This window comes from Adhaeribacter terreus (genome assembly GCF_042657365.1).
GTDB lineage: Bacteria > Bacteroidota > Bacteroidia > Cytophagales > Hymenobacteraceae > Adhaeribacter_A > Adhaeribacter_A terreus.
Genome location: NZ_JBHSKT010000001.1, coordinates 253263 through 273533, shown reverse-complemented (window position 1 = coordinate 273533; position 20271 = coordinate 253263). Strand labels below are relative to the sequence as shown.

The following is a 20271-nucleotide window of genomic DNA, read 5'->3' as shown; positions in this document are numbered from 1 at the left end:
AAAAAGGAGTGGTTTATTTCATGCGGCGTTATTTTATTTACCTTCTTTCCTGTCTTTTACTGGTAGCGGCACTTACTACTACGGCGCAGCGCACGCAACGCAAACCTAAATCCAGGGCTACGCTGGAGCGGGAAAAACGCGAAAACCTGCGCCGCATTAAAGAAGCCAACCGCATTCTGGAACAAACCCGCGCCAAAAAAGAAGCTTCGCTCGGCGAGCTGAATGCCATTAAAGAAAAAATTACGGTGCAGAAAGGCGTGATCCGGAACGTGAGTTCGGAGTTGCACTACATCGAGAAAGACGTAAAAAAGACCGAAACGCTGGTCAGTTCCATGCAGTCGGACCTGGAAAAACTGAAGGCGGAATACGCGCTTATGATCTATTCGGCGGCAAAAACCACCAACAGCTATAACCGGCTCATGTTTCTGTTCGCTTCCGAGAGTTTTAACCAGTTTACCATGCGCCTGCGTTATCTGCGCCAGTACGCCGATGCCCGCAAAGCCCAGGTAGCCCAGATAAACCGCGTTACCAAAAACCTGAACCAGGAATTAAATACGCTCACCCAACAGCAGCAGGAAAAACAAAAAGCCCTGGAAAAGCAACTCGCCGAAAAAAGAAGCCTGCTGAACCTGAAAGGTCAGCAAGACCAGGTAGTGCAGAAACTAAGCAAGCAGGAAGAAGAGCTGCGCCGCGAAGTAGCCCGCCGGCAACAATCGGTGCGCAAGCTCGATAATTTAATTGCCGATATGGTGCGCGAGGAAATTGCCCGAGCTGCCCGCGCCGCCAAAGCCAAAAGTGCTGCCGATGCCCGCGCCGGTAAAACCAGTTCTGCCGAAACCAAAGTAGAAACCAACAAAGTAAGCATGACTCCGGAAATGGCCGTGCTTTCTTCCTCATTTTCAGGAAATAAAGGACGATTGTTGTGGCCGGTTGGCAAGGGATTTATTTCGCAACGCTTCGGTAAACACGCACACCCGGTTTTAAAAGGCGTAGTAGTAGAAAACCGTGGCATCGATATTCAGACCGGCCATGGCGAAGCGGCCCGCTCGGTTTTTGATGGCAAAGTGCTTACCGTGGCCAGCGTGCCGGGCATGAACAACATTGTAATGATCCAGCACGGCGATTATTTTACCGTATTTGCCAAACTGAAAACGGTAAGTGTTTCGGAAGGGCAAATGGTGAACCGGAAAGATGTGATCGGGACAATTTACACGAATGCTGAAGGCACAACTGAACTTCAGTTCCAGATCTGGAAAAACAGCAGCAACCTGAACCCGGAAAGCTGGCTGGCACCGAAATAATTGTTGGTTACTGGCAGTTTTTCACCCGAAAAGCATAGCGTTTTTGTTACTCAAGTTGCTTCCGTGAGTTTTTCGGCCTGAAAGCATACCGTTTTCTTCTCTTCGGAAAACTTAAGAACCTAAGAAAATTTTATCCGGCGGTTTATACTATTTTGTTAGCAGCGCTGTTTAATATGCAAATCTTACTCCTGCTTTTCCCAAAAAACCATGAAAAAATTACTGCCGGCCCTGTTTTTAGCGTTTGCCTTCTTTTCGTGCAAAAATGAAAAATCTGACCCAACTCCAAACCAGGAATTACTCCTCTACCCAACTGAAATTACCCGCACCACTTCGCATTCGCCCGACGTGGTTAAAATAAAATACACTTACAATTCAGAAAACCAGATCGTTAAAGAAGAAGTTTTCGGAAATAATGTATTGGAACGTTCCAGTGTTTTCAGCTATTTTGCTGATGGAAATTTACATTTTAAACAGGTTTACGGAAGTACCGGCCGTTTTCTGGAGCAGGATGAAATGGTATATAACGGCGGTACATTGCCGCAAAAGTTACTCCACTCTTATATAGATTCTACCGGCACGCCTAACCTGCATCACAAACGGATGTATCTTTTTGAGGCCAACGGCAACATAACCCGGTGGAGCGACCAAACGCCGGACAATTACCTGATAAACAGCCGGACATATCTTTACAAAAGTAATAACCTGGTAGAAACTACCGGAACCGGCGACCACGGACAGTTTCAGGATAAAATTGAATTAACCTTCGATGGCAAAATGGACCCGTTTGCGAACACCAATATTAATCCGGTACGGTTTGCTGGTAACGAGCTGAAAATGGAAATGAAAAACCAGGCCGGGCAGGTTATAAGTTTTTACACAAACGCTTATGAGTATAACGACAAGGGTTTTCCGGTGAAAAAAATCCAGACGCTAAGCGATGGCACGGTTAAAACCGAAACGTACGTTTACAAATCCGAATAATTTCTGCACCCGGCACTTTTTGGGCTTAAAACAATAGCGTTCCACAAACTGTTAAGCATAAGGCAAAAAAAAACATCCCGCTTTGCAGGATGCCTTTCTGAGCTATGAAAACAAACTTATGTTTCTAATTTAAAATCAGGAAAGCCGTGTTTTGTGGAAGTTTTCCCGATATTCTTTTCAAATTTAACTTCTAATTTCGGGGAATGTTTAACTTTTCGATGAACGGGTGCATTTTGCTGATAAACGGAACAATATACAGGGCGAACATTTTGTTACCACCAAAAACTTATACGTTAGCGCCTGAAAAACGGGTTTCCGAAACGGTAAAAAATCAAAATTCTGTAGAAGCTTAAGCCTGCTGTTCCCGAAAAGAAAATCAGATCAGGTTCAGGCGTTTCATTAAAGTAGTTTTGTAAGAACTCCCGATCGGAACGTACATCAGGCCGTTCATCATGTGGCCGGCGTTGCTGGTATCGCGTTTTTCTATTACCGCCGAATCGTCTTCAATGGTTTTTATTTTATCTACGCCGATAATGTATTTGCGGTGCACGCGCACAAAATCTTTGCCCGGCAGTTTGGTTTCCATGTCTTTCATGGTAGCATAAACCGTGTAGCGATCTTTGTGCGTATGAATATTCACGTAATCGCCCAAGGCCTCCACCCATAAAATATCAGCGGCGTTCACTTTTACCAGCCTCGATTCCTGCTTCACAAAGATATCTGATTTTCCGGCTACAAAACCATCGTTTACGGCTCCGTTTGCCAGCTTCAGCAGATTTTCCAGTTTTTCTTTTTCGTTATCGAGGGCGAACCGCGCACGGCGCAATTCCAGGTGGGCTACAACGGTGCGGGCCAGGCTTTGCAGCGCATCTTTCTGTTTTTCCGTGAGGCTGCGCGGCACCGTATCTATGATGCAAAGCGTGCCTAAACTAAAACCGTCGTGGGTAATTAAAGGCGCGCCGGCATAAAAACGAATGTTCGGATCGCCGGTAACGAGCGGATTGTTGCGGAAAATTTCGTTGCGGGTAGCATCTTCCACTTCAAAAACATCGGGCTGCAAAATGGCATACTGGCAAAAAGAAATTTCGCGCGGCGTTTCGGGCACTTCTAAACCCAGTTTCGATTTAAACCATTGCCGTTGCGCATCTATTAAAGAAATAAGCGAGATGGGCGTTTCACAGATATAAGCTGCCAGGCGGGTCAGGTCATCAAAATCAGCTTCAGGGGCAGTATCCAGAATGTCGTAACTTTCAAGGGCTTCGAGGCGGGCGTATTCCTGCAGCGGCTGCGCATAGATCTTACTTCCCACAAAGGCTTGCTTTTCTTCGGTAGTTGTTCCGTTCAGTTTGGGCTGGCTTGTCATGATCTTTAAGTATAGCGAAAAATTGGCCGCTGCGGTTACTGCTTTGCGAAGTTACGCCTTGGCTTGGAGTATCATAGTTTTAGGTCCAATATTTTTTCCTGGCCTGTTATTAGCCCTGAAAGCACCTTGTGCACTTTTTTTCAGGAAAATGATACCGTTTTTAAACTTTATCGGCTTTTCTGGTCTTGTATTGAAATAATACCTATTTTTGTAGTCCTTATTTTTTACTTTTAAACCAGTAAGTTATGGCTTTAAATACCGTTTTTGCTTTCCTCGGCGATATTGGCACCGGCGAAATCATGGTAATTTTATTAATTGTTCTTTTGCTGTTCGGTGCTAAAAAGATCCCGGAATTAGCAAGAGGCATGGGCCGCGGCATCCGCGAATTTAAAGATGCTACCAAAGAAATTAAATCTGAAATAGAGAACGGCGTAAAAGACGAACCAAAAGCAAACTAAGCGAATGCGTTACCGCTCACTCCGCGCTATCCGGACCGATATAGCTGCAGGCACCACGTCCTGCAGCGATCTGGTCCGGTTTTATTTACAAAACATTCAGGACAATGCGCATCTGAATGCTTTTTTAGAAGTTTTTGCTGACGAAGCCCTTGCTCAGGCCGAAGCCGTAGATGCCAAATTAAAAAATGGCACTGCCGGTAAACTGGCGGGTATAGTTATCGGGCTGAAAGATGTGCTGGCGTATAAAGATCATACGTTGCAGTCTTCGAGCCAGATCCTGAATGGTTTCAAGTCTTTATACACCGGTACTGCCGTGCAGCGCCTTCTGGATGAAGATGCGATCATTATTGGCCGCCAGAACTGCGATGAATTTGCCATGGGTGCTTCCAACGAAAATTCTTCGTTTGGCAACGTGCTCAATGCCGCCGATAATTCTAAAGTTCCGGGTGGTTCTTCGGGTGGTTCGGCAGTGGCAGTGCAGGCAGATCTTTGCTTTGCTTCCATTGGTTCCGATACCGGAGGTTCTGTTCGTCAGCCGGCAGCGTTTTGTGGTGTAGTTGGTTTAAAACCTACGTATTCCCGCATTTCGCGCTACGGATTGGTGGCTTACGCTTCTTCCTTCGACCAAATCGGCACGCTTACGCACTCCGTAGAAGATGCCGCTTTGCTGTTGGAAGTAATGGCCGGAGCCGACGAATTTGACAGTACTGCCAGCCAGCGCGAAGTACCGGCTTACAGCCAAAACCTGGAAGTTTCCGGCAAGAAAAAGATCGGTTACATTAAAGATACGCTGGAAAGCCCGGGCTTGCAGCCGGAAGTAAAAGCGGCCATGGAAAATGCCATAGAAGCTTTGAAAGCCGAAGGCCACAGTGTGGAAGCGGTTGATTTTCCGTACCTCGATTACATGGTGCCGACCTATTATATTTTAACCACCGCCGAAGCAAGCTCGAATCTTTCGCGTTTCGACGGGGTGAAATATGGCCACCGTAGCGCGGAAGCTACTGACCTGAATTCGCTTTACAAGAAAAGCCGCGCCGAAGGTTTTGGCGAAGAAGTACAGCGCCGCATTATGCTGGGAACGTTCGTTTTGAGCGCCAGCTATTACGATGCTTACTACACCAAAGCTCAGAAAGTGCGCCGCCTGATAAAAGAAAAAACCGACGAATTACTGAGCCGTTTCGACTTTTTAATTCTGCCTACCGCGCCAACCACGGCCTTTAGCATTGGCGAAAATGCGAAAGATCCGTTAGCCATGTACCTGGCCGATATTTTTACCGTACAGGCATCTCTGGCCGGCGTACCGGCAATCTCGGTTCCGGCTGGCACCGACGCTACCAACCTTCCGATCGGTTTACAGTTAATTGGCCGTTCGTTTGAAGAACAGGAATTATTTGCTTTTTCTAAATACCTGACTGACAATATTTTAGTTTCTACCTGATGAAATTCGGAAAGCTTTTTTTAGTAACCTTGTTTATAAGCGTTTGGCATACTGCAATAGCAGATACCGATCGTAATACCGGGCTGCAAAAAAAGCTTTCCAAAGATTCTGTGAGCCTGAAACTGGATTCTACTTTTTTTCTGCCGGAACATTTCGCGTTGTTCAGCGAGCTAATTCCTAATGAGCCGGACGAAGTGATTCAGGACCGGTTAAGCTGCATCAAATCTTCCATTCCGCTTACGTTCAACCCGTTTGTGCGCAGCTATGTAGATTATTTCACCATCCGGAACCGGAAATATACCCGCCGGATGCTGGAGCGCGAGAATCTATACTTTCCGCTTTTCGAGAAATACCTGAAGAAGCACAACATGCCGCTTGAGCTGAAATATTTAGCGGTAGTTGAATCAGCGCTGAACCCGAAGGCAAAATCACATGTAGGGGCATTAGGATTGTGGCAATTTATGCCGGCAACCGGCGGAGATTTTAAACTGGTGCAGAATTCGTTTTACGACGAGCGCATGGATCCGGAAAAATCTACCGAGGCTGCCTGCAAATTCCTGCGCCAACTCCACAATATGTTCGGCGACTGGGAACTGGCTTTGGCCGCTTATAACTGCGGTCCGGGCAACGTACGCAAAGCCATAAAACGCGCCGGCGGCGGCCAGCAAACCTTCTGGGCAATTTTCCCTTACCTGCCTAAAGAAACCCGTGGCTACGTTCCTTCTTTCACGGCCGTAATGTATGCCATGAATTACGCCGGCCACCACAAGATATCTTCAGATTCTATTCAGTTTGCCATTGCTACCGATACCGTTCTGCTAAACCAAGGCCTTGATCTGGCGAAGTTTTCGGCGGAACTCAATATGACTCCGGAAGCTTTGAAAAACCTGAACCCGGCTTTGAAGAAAGATTTTATACCGGAAACGGTACGGAATTTCGCGATAAAAGTGCCGGCCGAAAAACGCCCAGTAATTGCGCAGAACCGCAGCACGATCTTCCAGAATGCGCGTTATTTAACCCCGAAACCGGTTCAGCCAAAATTGATACCGCAGGAGCCGGTGATGATCGCGAAGCAAACCCCGGAAAAACAACCGGATTCAGCCGCTGACAATGCGCAGAAGATGCCATACGTAGTTCAACGCGGCGACAACTTGGGTAAGATAGCAAAGGAACACAACGTTTCTATTGAAGATCTGAAAACTTGGAATAATCTGAAAAACACGATGGTGTTCGCCAATCAGAAACTGGTAATTCATCAGCCGGCAGTTGCAGATTCGGCGCAAACAAATGCATTGGCTTCTGCAGAAGTAAAAACCACCGAAGAAACGGTAGTTGAAACCAAACCTGCTCCGGTACAAATTGTAAAAGCCAGCCACAACAAAAAAGCCGTTTCCAAAAAAACCGCTCCTAAAACCCCGATCATTATTCATTCGGTACAGCCTGGCGATACACTCTGGAACATTTCTAAAAAGTATGAAGGCATAACGGTGGAAGAAATCAAAAAGAAAAACAACCTGAAAAGTAACGAACTGAAACCGGGCCAGAAACTGGTGATCAGCTTAAGCTAAACGGATAGAAATTACAAAGCCCTGCAAATTGCGGGGCTTTTTTATGCCTTACTTTTCGGGCCGAAAAGCATAGCGTTTTCTCTGGTAAATTAGCACAAACCGGAGCGCTAGATTCAGCACTTTCGTTTTTACCAGCTAATATTTCACGCACTTTTTAGGCCAAAACCCCTACCGTTTTCAAAACTTGCTACGGCGAACATATTTCATTCCCTTCACTTTTCAGGGCTAAAAGCATAGCGTTTTTTCCAGCAACCGACAAAAAACCGGTATTTCTTCGGCCGATAAATTCCCTTCAAAAAATTCACAGATAACTGAAAAGCACAAGGTACGTAGTGGCAACAATCCGGGGCAATCCCTTATATTTGTAGGTTAAGGCCAATGCCTTGCATTTTTACACTATAAAAAACCTGTAAGCGCCGGATACATAATCCGCAGCCTGAAAGTTTTTAGAACGGACCGAACGCAGAAGATGATAAAAATTAACAAAGAAGAAGCACTTAATTACCATAGCCAGAGTCCTGCCGGAAAAATTGAAGTGGTGCCTACCAAAATGGTAAGTACCCAGCTCGACCTGGCATTGGCCTATTCCCCCGGTGTAGCAGAACCCTGCAAAGAAATTGCCGCTAATAAAGACGACGTTTATAAATATACCGCCAAAGGCAACCTGGTAGGCGTAATTACCAACGGCACCGCCGTGTTGGGACTGGGCAATATTGGTCCCGATGCGTCCAAACCGGTTATGGAAGGCAAAGGCGTACTGTTCAAGAAATTTGCCGGCATCGATGTGTTCGACATTGAAATTGACTGCACCGATCCGGAAGAATTTGTACGCATTGTTTCTTCGCTGGAACCTACTTTTGGCGGCATAAACCTGGAAGACATTAAAGCGCCGGAGTGTTTCAAGATCGAAAATGCCTTGCGCGAGAAAATGAACATTCCGCTCATGCACGACGACCAGCACGGCACGGCCATTATTTCGGGTGCCGCTTTACTGAACGCGCTGGAACTGGTTGGCAAAAAGATCAGCGAAGCCCAAATTGTAATGAACGGCGCGGGCGCTGCAGCCATTTCCTGTGCCAAACTTTATGTAGCCTTAGGTGCGAAGCTCGATAATATTGTAATGTTCGATAAAGACGGCATTATTAACCCGCACCGCAACGACCTGGATATTTACCGCGCCCAATTCGTAACACTCCGCAAAATAAACACGCTGGCCGAAGCCATGAACGGCGCCGACGTTTTCGTAGGCTTATCGGCTGGAAATGTATTGCCGCCGGAACTGGTAAAAACCATGGCTAAAAACCCGATCGTGTTTGCCCTGGCCAACCCGGACCCGGAAATTCCATACGACCTGGCCATGTCTACCCGCGACGATCTGATCATGGCTACCGGTCGCTCCGACCATCCGAACCAGGTAAATAACGTACTTGGCTTCCCTTACATTTTCCGGGGTGCTTTGGATGTGCGCGCTACCGAAATTAACGAAGCCATGAAACTGGCCGCCGTAAAAGCGCTTTCAGAATTAGCCAAAGAACCGGTTCCGGACATTGTAAATAAAGCTTATGCTGATAATACCATTGCTTTCGGCCGCGAATATTTAATTCCAAAACCACTCGATCCGCGCCTTATTACCGCCATTTCGCCGGCCGTAGCTAAAGCTGCTATGGAAACTGGTGTAGCCCGGCAGCCAATAACCGACTGGGAAGGTTATCATAACCAACTGCTGCAGCGCATTGGCATCGACCAGAAGCTGATGAACCGGATAATTGCGCAGGCCAAGCAACACCCGAAACGCGTGGTATTTGCCGAAGCCGATCACGTAAAAATTCTGAAGGCAGCGCAGATCGTAAAAGATCAGAAAATTGCCCAGCCTATTTTACTAGGTAACCGCAAAAAGATCGAGCGTATTATTGCCGAAAACAACCTCGACCTGAGCGAATGCGTGATCATCGACCCGTTTGAAGAAGACGAAAAGCGCGAAAAATTTGCCCAGATCCTGTTCGATAAACGCAAGCGCAAAGGCCTCAGCTTATTCGAAAGCCGCCGTTTAGTGCGCGACCGTATTTATTTCGGCAGCTTAATGGTAGAACTCAACGAAGCGGATGCCCTTATTTCCGGTTTAACGCGCGATTATTCCAAAACCATTTCGCCGGCGCTGCAGGTAATTGGCGTGGAAGAAGGCGTGAATAAAGTGGCTGGCATGTATATTATTCTGAGCAAGAAAGAGCCTTATTTCTTTGCCGATACCACCGTAAACGTAAACCCGACAACCGAAGAACTCTGCGATATTATTGGCTTAACGGCCCGGGCCGTGCGTTTCTTCGATACAGAACCTCGTATTGCCGTGCTTTCTTATTCCAACTTCGGTTCTAATAGCGGTGAAATGCCTGAAAAGGCACGTAAAGCTGCTGAAATGGCTAAGCAACGCTATCCTAGTGTGATCATAGACGGGGAAATGCAGGCCAATACTGCTCTGAACTGCGACCTTTTAAAAGAACATTATCCGTTCAGCGAATTAGCTGAAAAAGGTGCCAATACTTTGGTATTTCCTGATCTTACTTCCGGCAACATTGCTTACAAGGTATTGCAGGAAATTGGCGGCGCCGAAGCCATTGGTCCGGTGCTGATGGGTATGCGCAAGCCGGTGCACATTCTGCAGTTAGGCAGCTCGATCCGCGAAATTGTGAACATGGTGGCTATTGCCGTAGTAGATGCACAAAACTATAACAGGAGCTTATAAATGATAGCATATATAGACGGAAAACTGACCTATAAAGACCCTACCTACGTGATCATCGACGTAGGTGGGATCGGGTATCAGATCAAAATTTCCCTCAATACATTTTCCAGTTTAAAGGAAGGCGAACGCTGCAAACTCTACACGTATCTGCATATTAAAGAAGATGCGCATACGCTTTTCGGTTTCTCAGATCCGGCCGAGAAGAACGTTTTTCTGCACCTGATCTCTATTTCCGGCGTAGGTCCCGGCACAGGTTTAATGATCGTTTCTTCGCTTACCGTAGCTGAAATTCAGCAGGCTATTGTAAAAGAAGATGTGCGAACCATTCAAAACGTTAAGGGAATTGGCGCAAAAACTGCTCAACGCATTATTCTGGAACTGAAAGACAAATTCCGGAAAGAAAGCCCAATAGATGCAGCAGCTTTTAGTGTTGTATCACACAATACAAACCGAAACGAAGCGTTATCTGCACTGGTAACGCTGGGCTTTGCCAAAAACGTGGCTGAAAAGTCACTCGACGCGATCCTGAAACGCGAAGGAAACCATCTCAGCGTGGAACAGCTGATAAAATTTGCTTTAAAATCTTCATAGCTTTTTACGCACCTTGATTTCGAATAAAGGAAGAACACACACGATTGTGGCCTCGGTGGTCGTTATTTCGCTGTTAGCGTGGCTTTCACAGGCTGCAACTACCGGCACGCGTAACAATTTTAACTTACGGAGTTTCAAAGACCTGTTTCCTCCCGATACTACCTTAGAGGATAGTCTGCGCAACCGGCCTTACCAGCCCAGTAAAAAGCCAACATATCGGCCTAAAGACCGCCCCGGCGATCCTTTTTCTAACCAGGGCAGCAACTCGCCTTTGCTGCTCGGCGACCCTGCCAACGTAAAAACCAACGTTACTTTAGATGATAGCCTGCGCTATTACGAAATCAATGAAGAGATAGGCGGTTTCGATTACCGGAACCCGAGCTACATGACCTTCGAGGAATATTCGAAATTCCAGCAGCAACAGGCCATCCGGAATTACTGGCGCACCAAATCGGCCGGGCAGGACGGCGAAAGTGTAGTTGCCAGCAAACGGGTGATCCCTAAAATTTACATCAGCTCCGCCTTCGATCGCATATTCGGAGGAAATTATGTCGATATCCGCCCGAACGGGAACGTAACGCTGCGTTTCGGTGCCCGCTTTAACCGGAACTTCAACCGCCAGTTACCGCTGCGTCAGCAACGCGTCGGCGACTTTGAATTCGATCAGAACATTACCCTGAACCTGATCGGCCAAATCGGCGAAAAGCTAAAACTCTCCTTTAACTGGGACACCAAAGCCAACTTCGAGTTCGAAAACAACATGAAGCTGGAATACACCGGTTACGACGAAGAAATTATTCGTAAGATAGAAGCCGGTAACGTAAGCCTTCCGCTCAACAACAGTTTGATTTCCGGCGGCCAGAATTTATTCGGGGTAAAAACTCAGCTCCAGTTTGGCCGCTTAGGCGTTACTACTATTGCTTCCAACATCCGCGGGCAAGTAGATGAAGTAAATATTCAGAACGGGGCTCAGAACCGGATCTTTGAAATAAAAGCCAGCGATTACGAAAAAGACCGCCACTTCTTCCTCGCCCAATTCTTCCGCGACCGCTACGATAATGCGCTGAAAGATCTACCACTCGTAAATTCAGGTATTACCATACGGCGCCTGGAAGTTTATATTACCAACGATAACCGCGCTACCGAAAACCTGCGGAACGTGGTTGCTTTAATGGACCTGGCAGAAGGTAACCGCAATGCGGTTTATGACACCTTGCTTTCGTTCCCGGGTGGCAGTGGCCCGCGAAAGCCAGCTGATAATAAAGCCAACTCTTTGTTTGATCAGGTTACCAAAGGCACCACCCGGGACAATAATCAGATCGATGCAGTTTTAGGTGGCCAGGGCCTGGTGAAAGCCATAGAATTTGAACACGTAAAAGCGCGGAAACTGAATCAGGGCGAGTATAAATTCAATCCGCAGCTTGGTTACATTTCCCTGAATTCGGCTTTGCTCCCGGAACAGGTTCTGGGCGTAGCGTTTGAATATACCCTGAACGGCAAAACTTACAAAGTAGGTGAACTACAGGACGAATATCAGAACATTACCGACGACCAGGTGATCTTCCTTAAAATGTTGAAATCTACGAACCCGGCACTTGGCTTGCCAACCTGGGATCTGATGATGAAAAACATTTACTCGCTGAATGCCAGCCAGGTAAGTCGCGACAATTTTCAGCTGAACGTTATTTATAAAGATGACGAAACAGGTGTTGATATTAATAGCCTGCGGGAAGGTAATCAGGTAAAAGACCGGCCTTTGGTTTCGGTTTTTAACCTCGACAATGTAAACCGCAACAACGATAAACCTTCCGACGGTAACTTCGACTTTTTAACGGATATTACCATCGATCCGGAAAACGGCCGCATTATTTTCCCGGAAGTAGAGCCGTTCGGCAGTTACCTGCGCAGTAAATTCGATCCGGGCACGGAAGATGCGCTGATCCAGAAATATGTTTACCAGGAGCTTTACGATTCTACCCAAACGGACGCACAGCAATTTGCCAACAAGAACAAATTCTTTTTACAGGGCCGCTACCAGGCCACCGCAACCGACGAAATTCTATTACCTGGTATTCAGATCGCGGAAGGTTCGGTTACCGTATTTTCGGGCGGAACACAGCTGCAGGAAAATGTAGATTACCAGGTAAATTACCAGTTAGGCCGCGTAAAGATCCTGAACCCGAGTTACCTGAATTCGGCCAGCAATCTGAAAGTAAATTTCGAGAAAGCCCAGATCGTAAATGTGCAGCCCCGCACCTTACTTGGTGCGCGCTTCGATTATAGATTAAATCCGGATTTTGCTTTGGGTGGAACGGTATTGCATTTGGCCGAAAAACCCTTTGTTTACCGCGTAGGCATTGGCGATGAGCCAACCAACAATACCATTTATGGTTTGGATCTGAATTATCGCCGAGAGTCCCGATTCCTGACCAAAATGATCGACAGACTCCCTATCATTCAGACAAAAGTACCATCGGTAGTAACTATTAACAGCGAATTTGCCCAGCTTTTGCCGGCCAAATCGAAATTGCGGGGCGAAGATGGCGTTTCATTCATCGATGATTTTGAAAGCGTAAAAACCCCATATACGCTTGGAGGATTCGGAACTTCCGGCTGGCGTTTGGCTACCACACCGGTAACGCCTGATAATCGTTTTAATGCTGCTGCGTTGGGTCTGGAATATGCATATAACCGTGCAAAAATTGCCTGGTATTCTATTGACCAGGTTTATTACACCGGCAGCGGCCAGAAACCAAGCAACATTACTACCGCCGACATTAAAAACCATTATGTGCGGGCAGTACAGAAACGCGAGCTTTTTCCGAACCGTGACCCGGAGATCGCTAACAATAACGAATATACCTTTGACGTAGCGTATTACCCTGGCGAACGCGGCCAATACAATTATTCGCCAGATGTAGCAGCTGATGGGAAGCATTTCAACCCAACACGTGATCTGAAACGCAATTACGGCGGTATCAGCCGGGAAATTACTTTCGATACAGATTTCGATAATGCCAATATCGAATACATGGAATTCTGGCTGATGGATCCTTTCCTGCCCGGCCCGAACGGCGTGGTAAACGACAACGAGAACCCGGCTACAAACAATACGACCGGCGGCCGCCTGGTCTTTAACCTGGGTAATGTTTCGGAAGACCTGATGAAAGATGCTAACCAGTATTCTTTCGAGAACGGTTTACCAACCGGCGCTGACCCGGAGGAAGATACCGACCGCACTCCATGGGGGAGAGTAAGTACGTTGCAATTCTTAACCGATGCATTCGACAACGATGCCGGTTCGCGGAGCCGTCAGGATATTGGTCTGGATGGCTTAAACGACAGCGATGAAAAGCAATTCTTTAGCGGTATTTACAGCACTTTAGATGACCCTTCCAACGATAATTTCAAGCACCACCTGAACGCCGACTATACCAACCGCGACGTAAAAATTCTGGGCCGCTATAAAAACTATAACGGCATGGAAGGCAACTCGCCGGAAAACAGTATCGAAACTTCTTATACTTTCCCAGATAAAGAAGACCTGAACAAGGATAATATTGTTTCGGATGTGGAGCGCTATTACGAATATTCCATTCCGTTGGAACCCGGCCAGTTAGCAGTTGGTACGAACCCTTACATTGTAGATAAGGTAGAAAATGAAATTAACGGTGAGATTGTAAGCTGGTATCAGTTCCGGATCCCGGTTCGCAGCCCGCTGGCCCGTAATATTGGCGGCATAAGCGGTTATAAATCTATCCGTTTCCTGCGCATGTACCTTACCGATTTTGAACAACCGGCGGTGCTGCGTTTTGTACAGTTCCAGTTTGTGGCGAATCAGTGGCGTAAATTCCAGACGGCCATTATCGAGAATAACGAACCTTGTACCGGTATCTGCGATCCGAGCGCCGATAAATTCGACGTTTCGGCGGTGAATATTGAAGAGAACGGCGAAGTAAGTGCGGGTGCTATTCCGTATGTATTGCCTCCGGGAACCGTTCGTCAGGATGATTATGCCTCGCAGAACAAACGCCGCTTGAACGAGCAGTCTATGCAGATCTGCGTTGAAAATCTGGTAGATAAATATGGCAAGGCGGTTTACAAAAACGTTTCCATGGACATGCTGATCTACAAGCGCCTGAAAATGTTCATTCACGCCGAAAGCCCGAACAACATAACCCGCGACGGCCAAATGCGCGCTTTCATCCGCATTGGTACTGACTATACCCAGAACTATTACGAATATTCAATCCCGCTGAAAATGACACAGCAGGGCGCCAATGACCCATATGCAATCTGGCCAAAAGAAAACGAGATCGATATTGCTTTCCAGGATTTTGTAGATGCCAAAGCCCGCCGGAATATGACTACCGATGACCGCCGCACGCCTTTTACAGTAACCCGCGAAGACGGAAAATCTATTACGGTAGTAGGTAACCCGGATTTTAGTGCGGTGCAAGGCGTGATGATCGGTGTTTTGAACCCGCGCGATGATGGTGCCGAACAAAGCGTTTGTATCTGGGTGAACGAAATGCGCGTCTCCGATTTTGATAAAACTGCCGGCTGGGCTGCTACTGCCCGCGTAAACGCTAAACTTGCCGACGTTGCTGATATTACTGCTACCGGTCGTTACACTACCGTTGGCTTTGGTGGCATTCAGCAGAAAATTGCGCAGCGCGCCCGCGAAAACACCCGCCAATTCGACCTGAACTCAAATATTGTAGCCGATAAATTCCTGCCATCGGCGTTAGGTTTAAAAGTACCGCTTTCAGTGCAATATGGCGTAATTGAAAGCGAGCCGCGCTACGACCCGCTGGAAGGCGATATGGAACTGAGTCAGTCGCTGGGGAAATATGATAATGTTCCGGAAGCCAACGAGGCAAAAGCTGCTTATAAAAAGGAAGTTTTAGACCGGACCACTACCAAGAGCATCAGTTTGCTGAACGTAAGGAAGGAAAAAACCGATCCGAATTCCAAGCCGAAAGTGTACGACATTGAGAACATCTCGCTTTCGTATGCTTACAGCGAAAAACTGCACACCGATATTTTAACGGACCGCGACCTGACCAAAATTTATTCCGGCGGCCTGGCTTATACTTATAATGCCAGCCCGAAAAACTATGCGCCGTTCGAGCAAAGCGCCAAGTTCCAAAGCCCATACCTGCGGCCGATAAAAGAACTGAATGCTACGTTCCTGCCAAGCCGCCTGGCTTTCCGGGCAGACCTGGACCGCCGCTACAACGAATTACAATTCCAGCGCCGGAATAACCCGTATGAGTTACCTACAACCACCGGAATTTTGCCGCTGTATCAGAAAACGTTCTTCTTTAACCGGATCTACGACCTGAAATGGGAACTGACCAAAGCGCTTTCGTTTGATTATACCGCTACGAACCGCGCCATTGTAGATGAACCATACGGACCGCTGACCAAAGAGAACAACAAAGTAGCTTTTGAGAATCTGAAGAATTTTGGCCGGAATACGAACTTCGACCAGACAGCAGCGCTTAATTACCGCTTACCGCTGGATAAGTTCCCGCTTACGGACTGGGTTAGTGCCGATACGCGCTACCAGGTAAGCTATACCTGGACGGCCAGCTCCAACTTCCTGAATTCGGTTTCCGATACGGCTTCTTCGCAGCTGAAACTGGGGAATACCATACAGAATAATACCGAAACCAGCGTAAACGGACGAATTGACCTGGTAAAACTTTACAACAAAGTGAAGTTCCTGAACAAGATAAACAACGAGCAGCCTAAACAAGCTGAAGCAAAACGACCGGCACCGAAAGTTCCGGTTAAACCGGGAACAGCTGCGGTAAAACCAACAGAAGCCAAGAAAGACACGACGAAAGGCCCGGAACTGAAAGCGCTGAAAACCATTTTACGCGGTTTAATGACGGCCAGGACTCTGAACGTAACGTACGTGCGCAGTGAAGGAAGTTTACTACCAGGTTATTTGCCAGGTACGAAATTCTTTGGTTTTGAAGAAGGTTTTGGCGCGCCGGGCTTTGGGTTTGTTGCCGGTAAACAATACAGCTTAGATGAGCTTTATAACCGCGCGGACCGCAACGGTTGGTACACCGACAGCAGCCAGTATTTACAAACGCCGCTGAGTTCGTTAAAAACCTGGAGCCTGAATATGCGCACCGAACTGCAACCGATCCGGAACTTCAACATTCTGGTAGATGCCAAGAAAGATGTTTCGGATATCCGGGAAGTGTTCTACCGCCGGCCGGTGGATGAAAATACTGGCTTTGCAATTCCGGATCGTCCGGCTGAAGCGCAGAACCCGATCAATACCGGTTCGTTCAGCGTTTCTACCATCACGATCCAGACGATGTTTGAAAAAAGACCGGATAGCGGCCCGAATAAAAATGTATCGGAAGCGTTTGAGCAATTCATTGCTAACCGGAAGGAAATTCTGACCAGACTATTGAACGATCCGCTTACCAATGCAAGTGGTAACCCGGCAGATTCGGTTTACAAACTGAACTCGCAGGACGTGCTGATCCCGGCTTTCCAGCTGGCGTACCAAGGCAAAGATGCTTCGGGTTATAAAACAGAAAGAGCTAAAGCCCGCGACCTGACCAAACGGATTCCGTTGCCTAACTGGCGGATCGATTATTCGGGGCTTTCAAACCTGGAATTTGTGAAACGCTATTTAAGTTCGATCTCTATTTCGCACGGTTATCAAAGCACGTATGGCGTTACGAATTTTGCCAGCTCGCTTTCTTATTTAACCCCGAACCTCGATTTCCCGAACATAAAGAACGAACAGGGGCAATTTATTCCTTACTACGTAGTGAGCCAGGTAACCATCATGGAACGCCTTACGCCGCTGCTGGGAGTGAATTTTAAAACGAAGAACAACATAACCGGCCGGGTAGAATATAAAACTGAACGGAACCTGAGCCTGAACCTGAGCAATGCGCAGGTAACCGAAAACCACGTAAAAGACCTGGTAATTGGGGCTGGTTACAGCACTTCGAATTTCCGGATACCGTTTAAAATTAACGGCGAATACAAAACCCTGAAAAACGAACTGACCGGCCGTTTAGATCTTTCGATCCGCGACAATACCATTATTCAGCGCAGCATTATTCAGCGATCTGAGAACGGAACCATTGTGGAGAAAAGCGATAATACCGTAACCAACGGCAACATGCAGCTGCAGCTGCGCCCAACCATAGACTATACGGTTAACCAGCGTTTAAACCTGCAGCTTTACTTTACGCGCACCATTTCGGATCCAAAAATTTCGACTTCGTTCAAAAATACGGTTACCGAAGGCGGTGTACAGTTACGTTACAGTTTATCGCAATAAAATGGTATTGTTTTCAGGTAAAAAACTGTACTTTTAATTTAATTGCTAATTGTTGATTGCTGATTGTTAATTGTAAATTGAATAACTACTTTTGGTTTTTAATTAACCAGCTGGGTTATTAATACGCTAGACCAATAAAAATTGAGACATAAACTATTAACAATCAAAACACTATGAATTTACCAGGCGAACTGAAGTACACCAAAGAGCACGAGTGGGTACGCATTGAAGGCGATACAGCTTACGTAGGCATCACCGATTTTGCCCAGCGCGAACTTGGCGATATTGTGTATGTAGACATTGACACCGTTGACAAAAAAGTAAACAAAGACGAAGTTTTCGGTACGGTTGAAGCTGTTAAAACGGTTTCTGATCTGTTTTCGCCGCTTACCGGAACGGTATTGGAACTGAACGAAAAACTGGGCTCTAACCCGGAACTGGTAAACTCCGATGCGTACGGCGACGGCTGGATGATCAAAATGAGCATCGACGATAAAGCGGAGCTGGATGGTTTACTTTCTGCAGAAGCTTACGGCGAACTGATCGGCGCTTAATTATTTTTTTGTGGTAACTACTTTTCTCCGTTATCATTTCCCGGCAATTTTGTGGGCAGCAGTCATTCTTTTTTTAACGCTGCTGCCCTCAGAATCGCTTCCCAAAACTCCCAAATGGGAACTCCTTTCTTTCGATACGCTGGCGCACATCGGGGTTTTCGGGCTGCTGGCTTTTTTACTCATTCGAAGTTTATATTTCCATTATGGCGGCGCCCGGTTCCTGCAATTTGCCATGGGACTTTCAGTAGTTATTTGCTTTTTTCTGGGCGTAATTATTGAGTTGCTGCAAACCGTAATGAAACGCGGCCGCCACGGCGAAACCGGCGATGTGATTGCCGATGCGATCGGCATTTTTCTTGGCTCGGTTCTTTTCTATTTCCTTTCCCGGCGCAAGCTTATTTTCTAGTTTTCGGGCCTTAAACCATAGCGTTTTTTACTGAAAAACCCGAAATGCGGGAAGGACAACCACAAGGGTTTGCCCATACAAATTCAGGAAAACCGTATTCAACCTGCCTTAAATCTGCTATCTTCGTTGCATGCGCAGTTCACGGGTTTTTCTCCTTTTTTTCCTACCGTTTTTTCTTCCGTTTTGCTCCGAAGCGCAGCAGATGGCGCGGGTGCGGAAAAATATTGAAATGCTTTGCGCACCGGAAATGCACGGCCGCGGTTACGTAAAAGAAGGCGATAAAAAAGCGGCCATTTTCATTCAGCAACAATTTCAGGAAGCCGGGTTAAAAAATTTCGGTGGAAATTACTTCCAGACTTTTTCGTTGCCGGTGAATACCGTTTTAGAAACGGAGCTGAAACTGAACGACCGGAAACTGAAACCCGGGTTTGATTTTATTCCCGATGCCGGCATTAGAACCAGCAAAGACAAACTGAAGATCCTGCCGCTCGATACGCTTATTTTTTTAGATGAAAGCCGCGGCGAATTATTTCTGAAGCAAAGTTTACAAGGCAAAGCGATACTGGTTCCTGAAAAATTCTGGATGAAGCGCAATATTCTGCCCGATGCTTTTGCACTTAAAATGAAAGAAGCGGCTGCCATATTTATTACGCATCCGCAGAAACTAACGTACACCGTAGCCAGAAACCAAAATCCGCAACCGCAGTTCGATCTGCTGCAAAAAACGGTAGGGAAAACACCCAAAAAAGTCAAATATGAAGTAAAAGCGAAATTTATTCCGGAGTACCAGACGCAGAACGTGATCGGTTTTATTCCCGGAAAGGTGCAGTCCGATTCGTTCATCGTTTTCTCTGCGCACTACGATCATCTCGGTCGCATTTCTGAAGACGCGTATTTCCCTGGCGCCAACGACAATGCCAGCGGCACTTCCCTCCTTTTAGAACTCGCGCACCATTTTTCCAAACCCGAAAACCAACCTGCTTATTCCGTAGCGTTCATGGCTTTTGGCGCCGAAGAAGCGGGTTTGGTGGGTTCGCGGTTTTACGTGGAACATCCTTTATTTCCCTTACAGCAAATAAAATTCCTGGTAAACCTAGACTTAACCGGAACCGGCGATGCAGGTTTAATGGTGGTGAACGGCAAAATTCACGAAAAGGAATTTGCGCAATTGCAGAAACTGAATGGAGAAAAACACTATTTCCCGGAGATAAAAAGTCGCGGCAAAGCAGCTAATTCCGATCATTTTCCTTTCTCCGAAAAAGGAGTTCCGGCATTTTTTTTATACACCCTCGGCGGCACTACGTTTTACCACGATGTGCTGGATAAACCAGATGCCCTGCCGCTAACCAAATACCCGGAGCTGTTTCGGTTAATACTGGATTACACGCAGTTTTTGAGCCCGAAACCATAGCGTTTTTCTTTTATTTTCAGCAACCAGCGTTCATAAAGCAGCCCGAATTTCTTACGGATGTAGAAAAGTTTACAAGCCCGTACAACCATATCGGTATTTTCATTGTCTTTGCCCGAAAGGAGTTATTTCCTGT

At 46.8% G+C, this 20271-nt stretch carries 12 protein-coding genes; 11 read left to right on the top strand and 1 reads right to left on the bottom strand.

The features are described from left to right. Nucleotides 1–20: 20 nt before the first annotated feature. Nucleotides 21–1301 (top strand): murein hydrolase activator EnvC family protein, encoded by a 1281-nt coding sequence (locus ACFPIB_RS01220; RefSeq protein ID WP_378015590.1) that lies wholly within the window; start codon nucleotides 21–23, stop codon nucleotides 1299–1301. A 207-nt stretch (nucleotides 1302–1508) separates the two neighbouring features. Continuing rightward, nucleotides 1509–2282: a hypothetical protein gene (locus ACFPIB_RS01215; RefSeq protein ID WP_378015589.1), complete on the top strand. Its 774-nt coding sequence runs from the start codon at nucleotides 1509–1511 to the stop codon at nucleotides 2280–2282. Between the two features lie 376 nt (nucleotides 2283–2658). On the opposite strand, the gene ACFPIB_RS01210 is transcribed toward ACFPIB_RS01215, so the two are convergent. Beyond that, on the bottom strand, nucleotides 2659–3645 hold the full coding sequence (locus ACFPIB_RS01210; RefSeq protein ID WP_378015588.1) for a GAF domain-containing DNA-binding protein: 987 nt from the start codon (nucleotides 3643–3645) through the stop codon (nucleotides 2659–2661). Nucleotides 3646–3890: 245 nt separating this feature from the next. Here ACFPIB_RS01210 and ACFPIB_RS01205 point away from each other — a divergent pair, with 245 nt between their 5' ends. The 9 genes from ACFPIB_RS01205 to ACFPIB_RS01165 all read left to right on the top strand — a co-directional run bounded on the left by ACFPIB_RS01205 (nucleotide 3891) and on the right by ACFPIB_RS01165 (nucleotide 20138). Continuing rightward, a complete protein-coding gene (locus ACFPIB_RS01205) occupies nucleotides 3891–4103 on the top strand; it encodes a Sec-independent protein translocase subunit TatA/TatB (RefSeq protein WP_200504214.1) in 213 nt (70 codons plus the stop codon). 4 nt (nucleotides 4104–4107) lie between these two features. Further along, on the top strand, nucleotides 4108–5541 hold the full coding sequence (gatA, locus tag ACFPIB_RS01200) for an Asp-tRNA(Asn)/Glu-tRNA(Gln) amidotransferase subunit GatA (protein WP_378015587.1): 1434 nt from the start codon (nucleotides 4108–4110) through the stop codon (nucleotides 5539–5541). Further along, nucleotides 5541–7109, top strand: a complete 1569-nt coding sequence (locus ACFPIB_RS01195; RefSeq protein WP_378015586.1) for a lytic transglycosylase domain-containing protein — start codon at nucleotides 5541–5543, stop codon at nucleotides 7107–7109. Before gatA ends, ACFPIB_RS01195 begins: the two co-directional genes overlap by 1 nt. Nucleotides 7110–7578: 469 nt before the next feature. Beyond that, entirely contained in the window at nucleotides 7579–9849 is a 2271-nt protein-coding gene (locus ACFPIB_RS01190; RefSeq protein WP_378015585.1) for an NADP-dependent malic enzyme, read from the top strand. Then, nucleotides 9850–10440: a Holliday junction branch migration protein RuvA gene (gene ruvA, locus ACFPIB_RS01185; protein ID WP_378015584.1), complete on the top strand. Its 591-nt coding sequence runs from the start codon at nucleotides 9850–9852 to the stop codon at nucleotides 10438–10440. It begins immediately after the preceding gene. A gap of 13 nt (nucleotides 10441–10453) precedes the next feature. Beyond that, a complete protein-coding gene (gene sov, locus ACFPIB_RS01180; protein ID WP_378015583.1) occupies nucleotides 10454–17767 on the top strand; it encodes a T9SS outer membrane translocon Sov/SprA in 7314 nt (2437 codons plus the stop codon). A 173-nt stretch (nucleotides 17768–17940) separates the two neighbouring features. Further along, the gene (gene gcvH, locus ACFPIB_RS01175; RefSeq protein WP_378015582.1) at nucleotides 17941–18321 is read left to right on the top strand and encodes a glycine cleavage system protein GcvH; all 381 of its coding nucleotides are present in this window, start codon (nucleotides 17941–17943) and stop codon (nucleotides 18319–18321) included. A 10-nt stretch (nucleotides 18322–18331) separates the two neighbouring features. After that, a complete protein-coding gene (locus ACFPIB_RS01170) occupies nucleotides 18332–18727 on the top strand; it encodes a VanZ family protein (protein WP_378015581.1) in 396 nt (131 codons plus the stop codon). A 583-nt stretch (nucleotides 18728–19310) separates the two neighbouring features. Further along, nucleotides 19311–20138, top strand: a complete 828-nt coding sequence (locus ACFPIB_RS01165; RefSeq protein WP_378015925.1) for a M28 family metallopeptidase — start codon at nucleotides 19311–19313, stop codon at nucleotides 20136–20138. The last annotated feature ends 133 nt before the right edge of the window (nucleotides 20139–20271 follow it).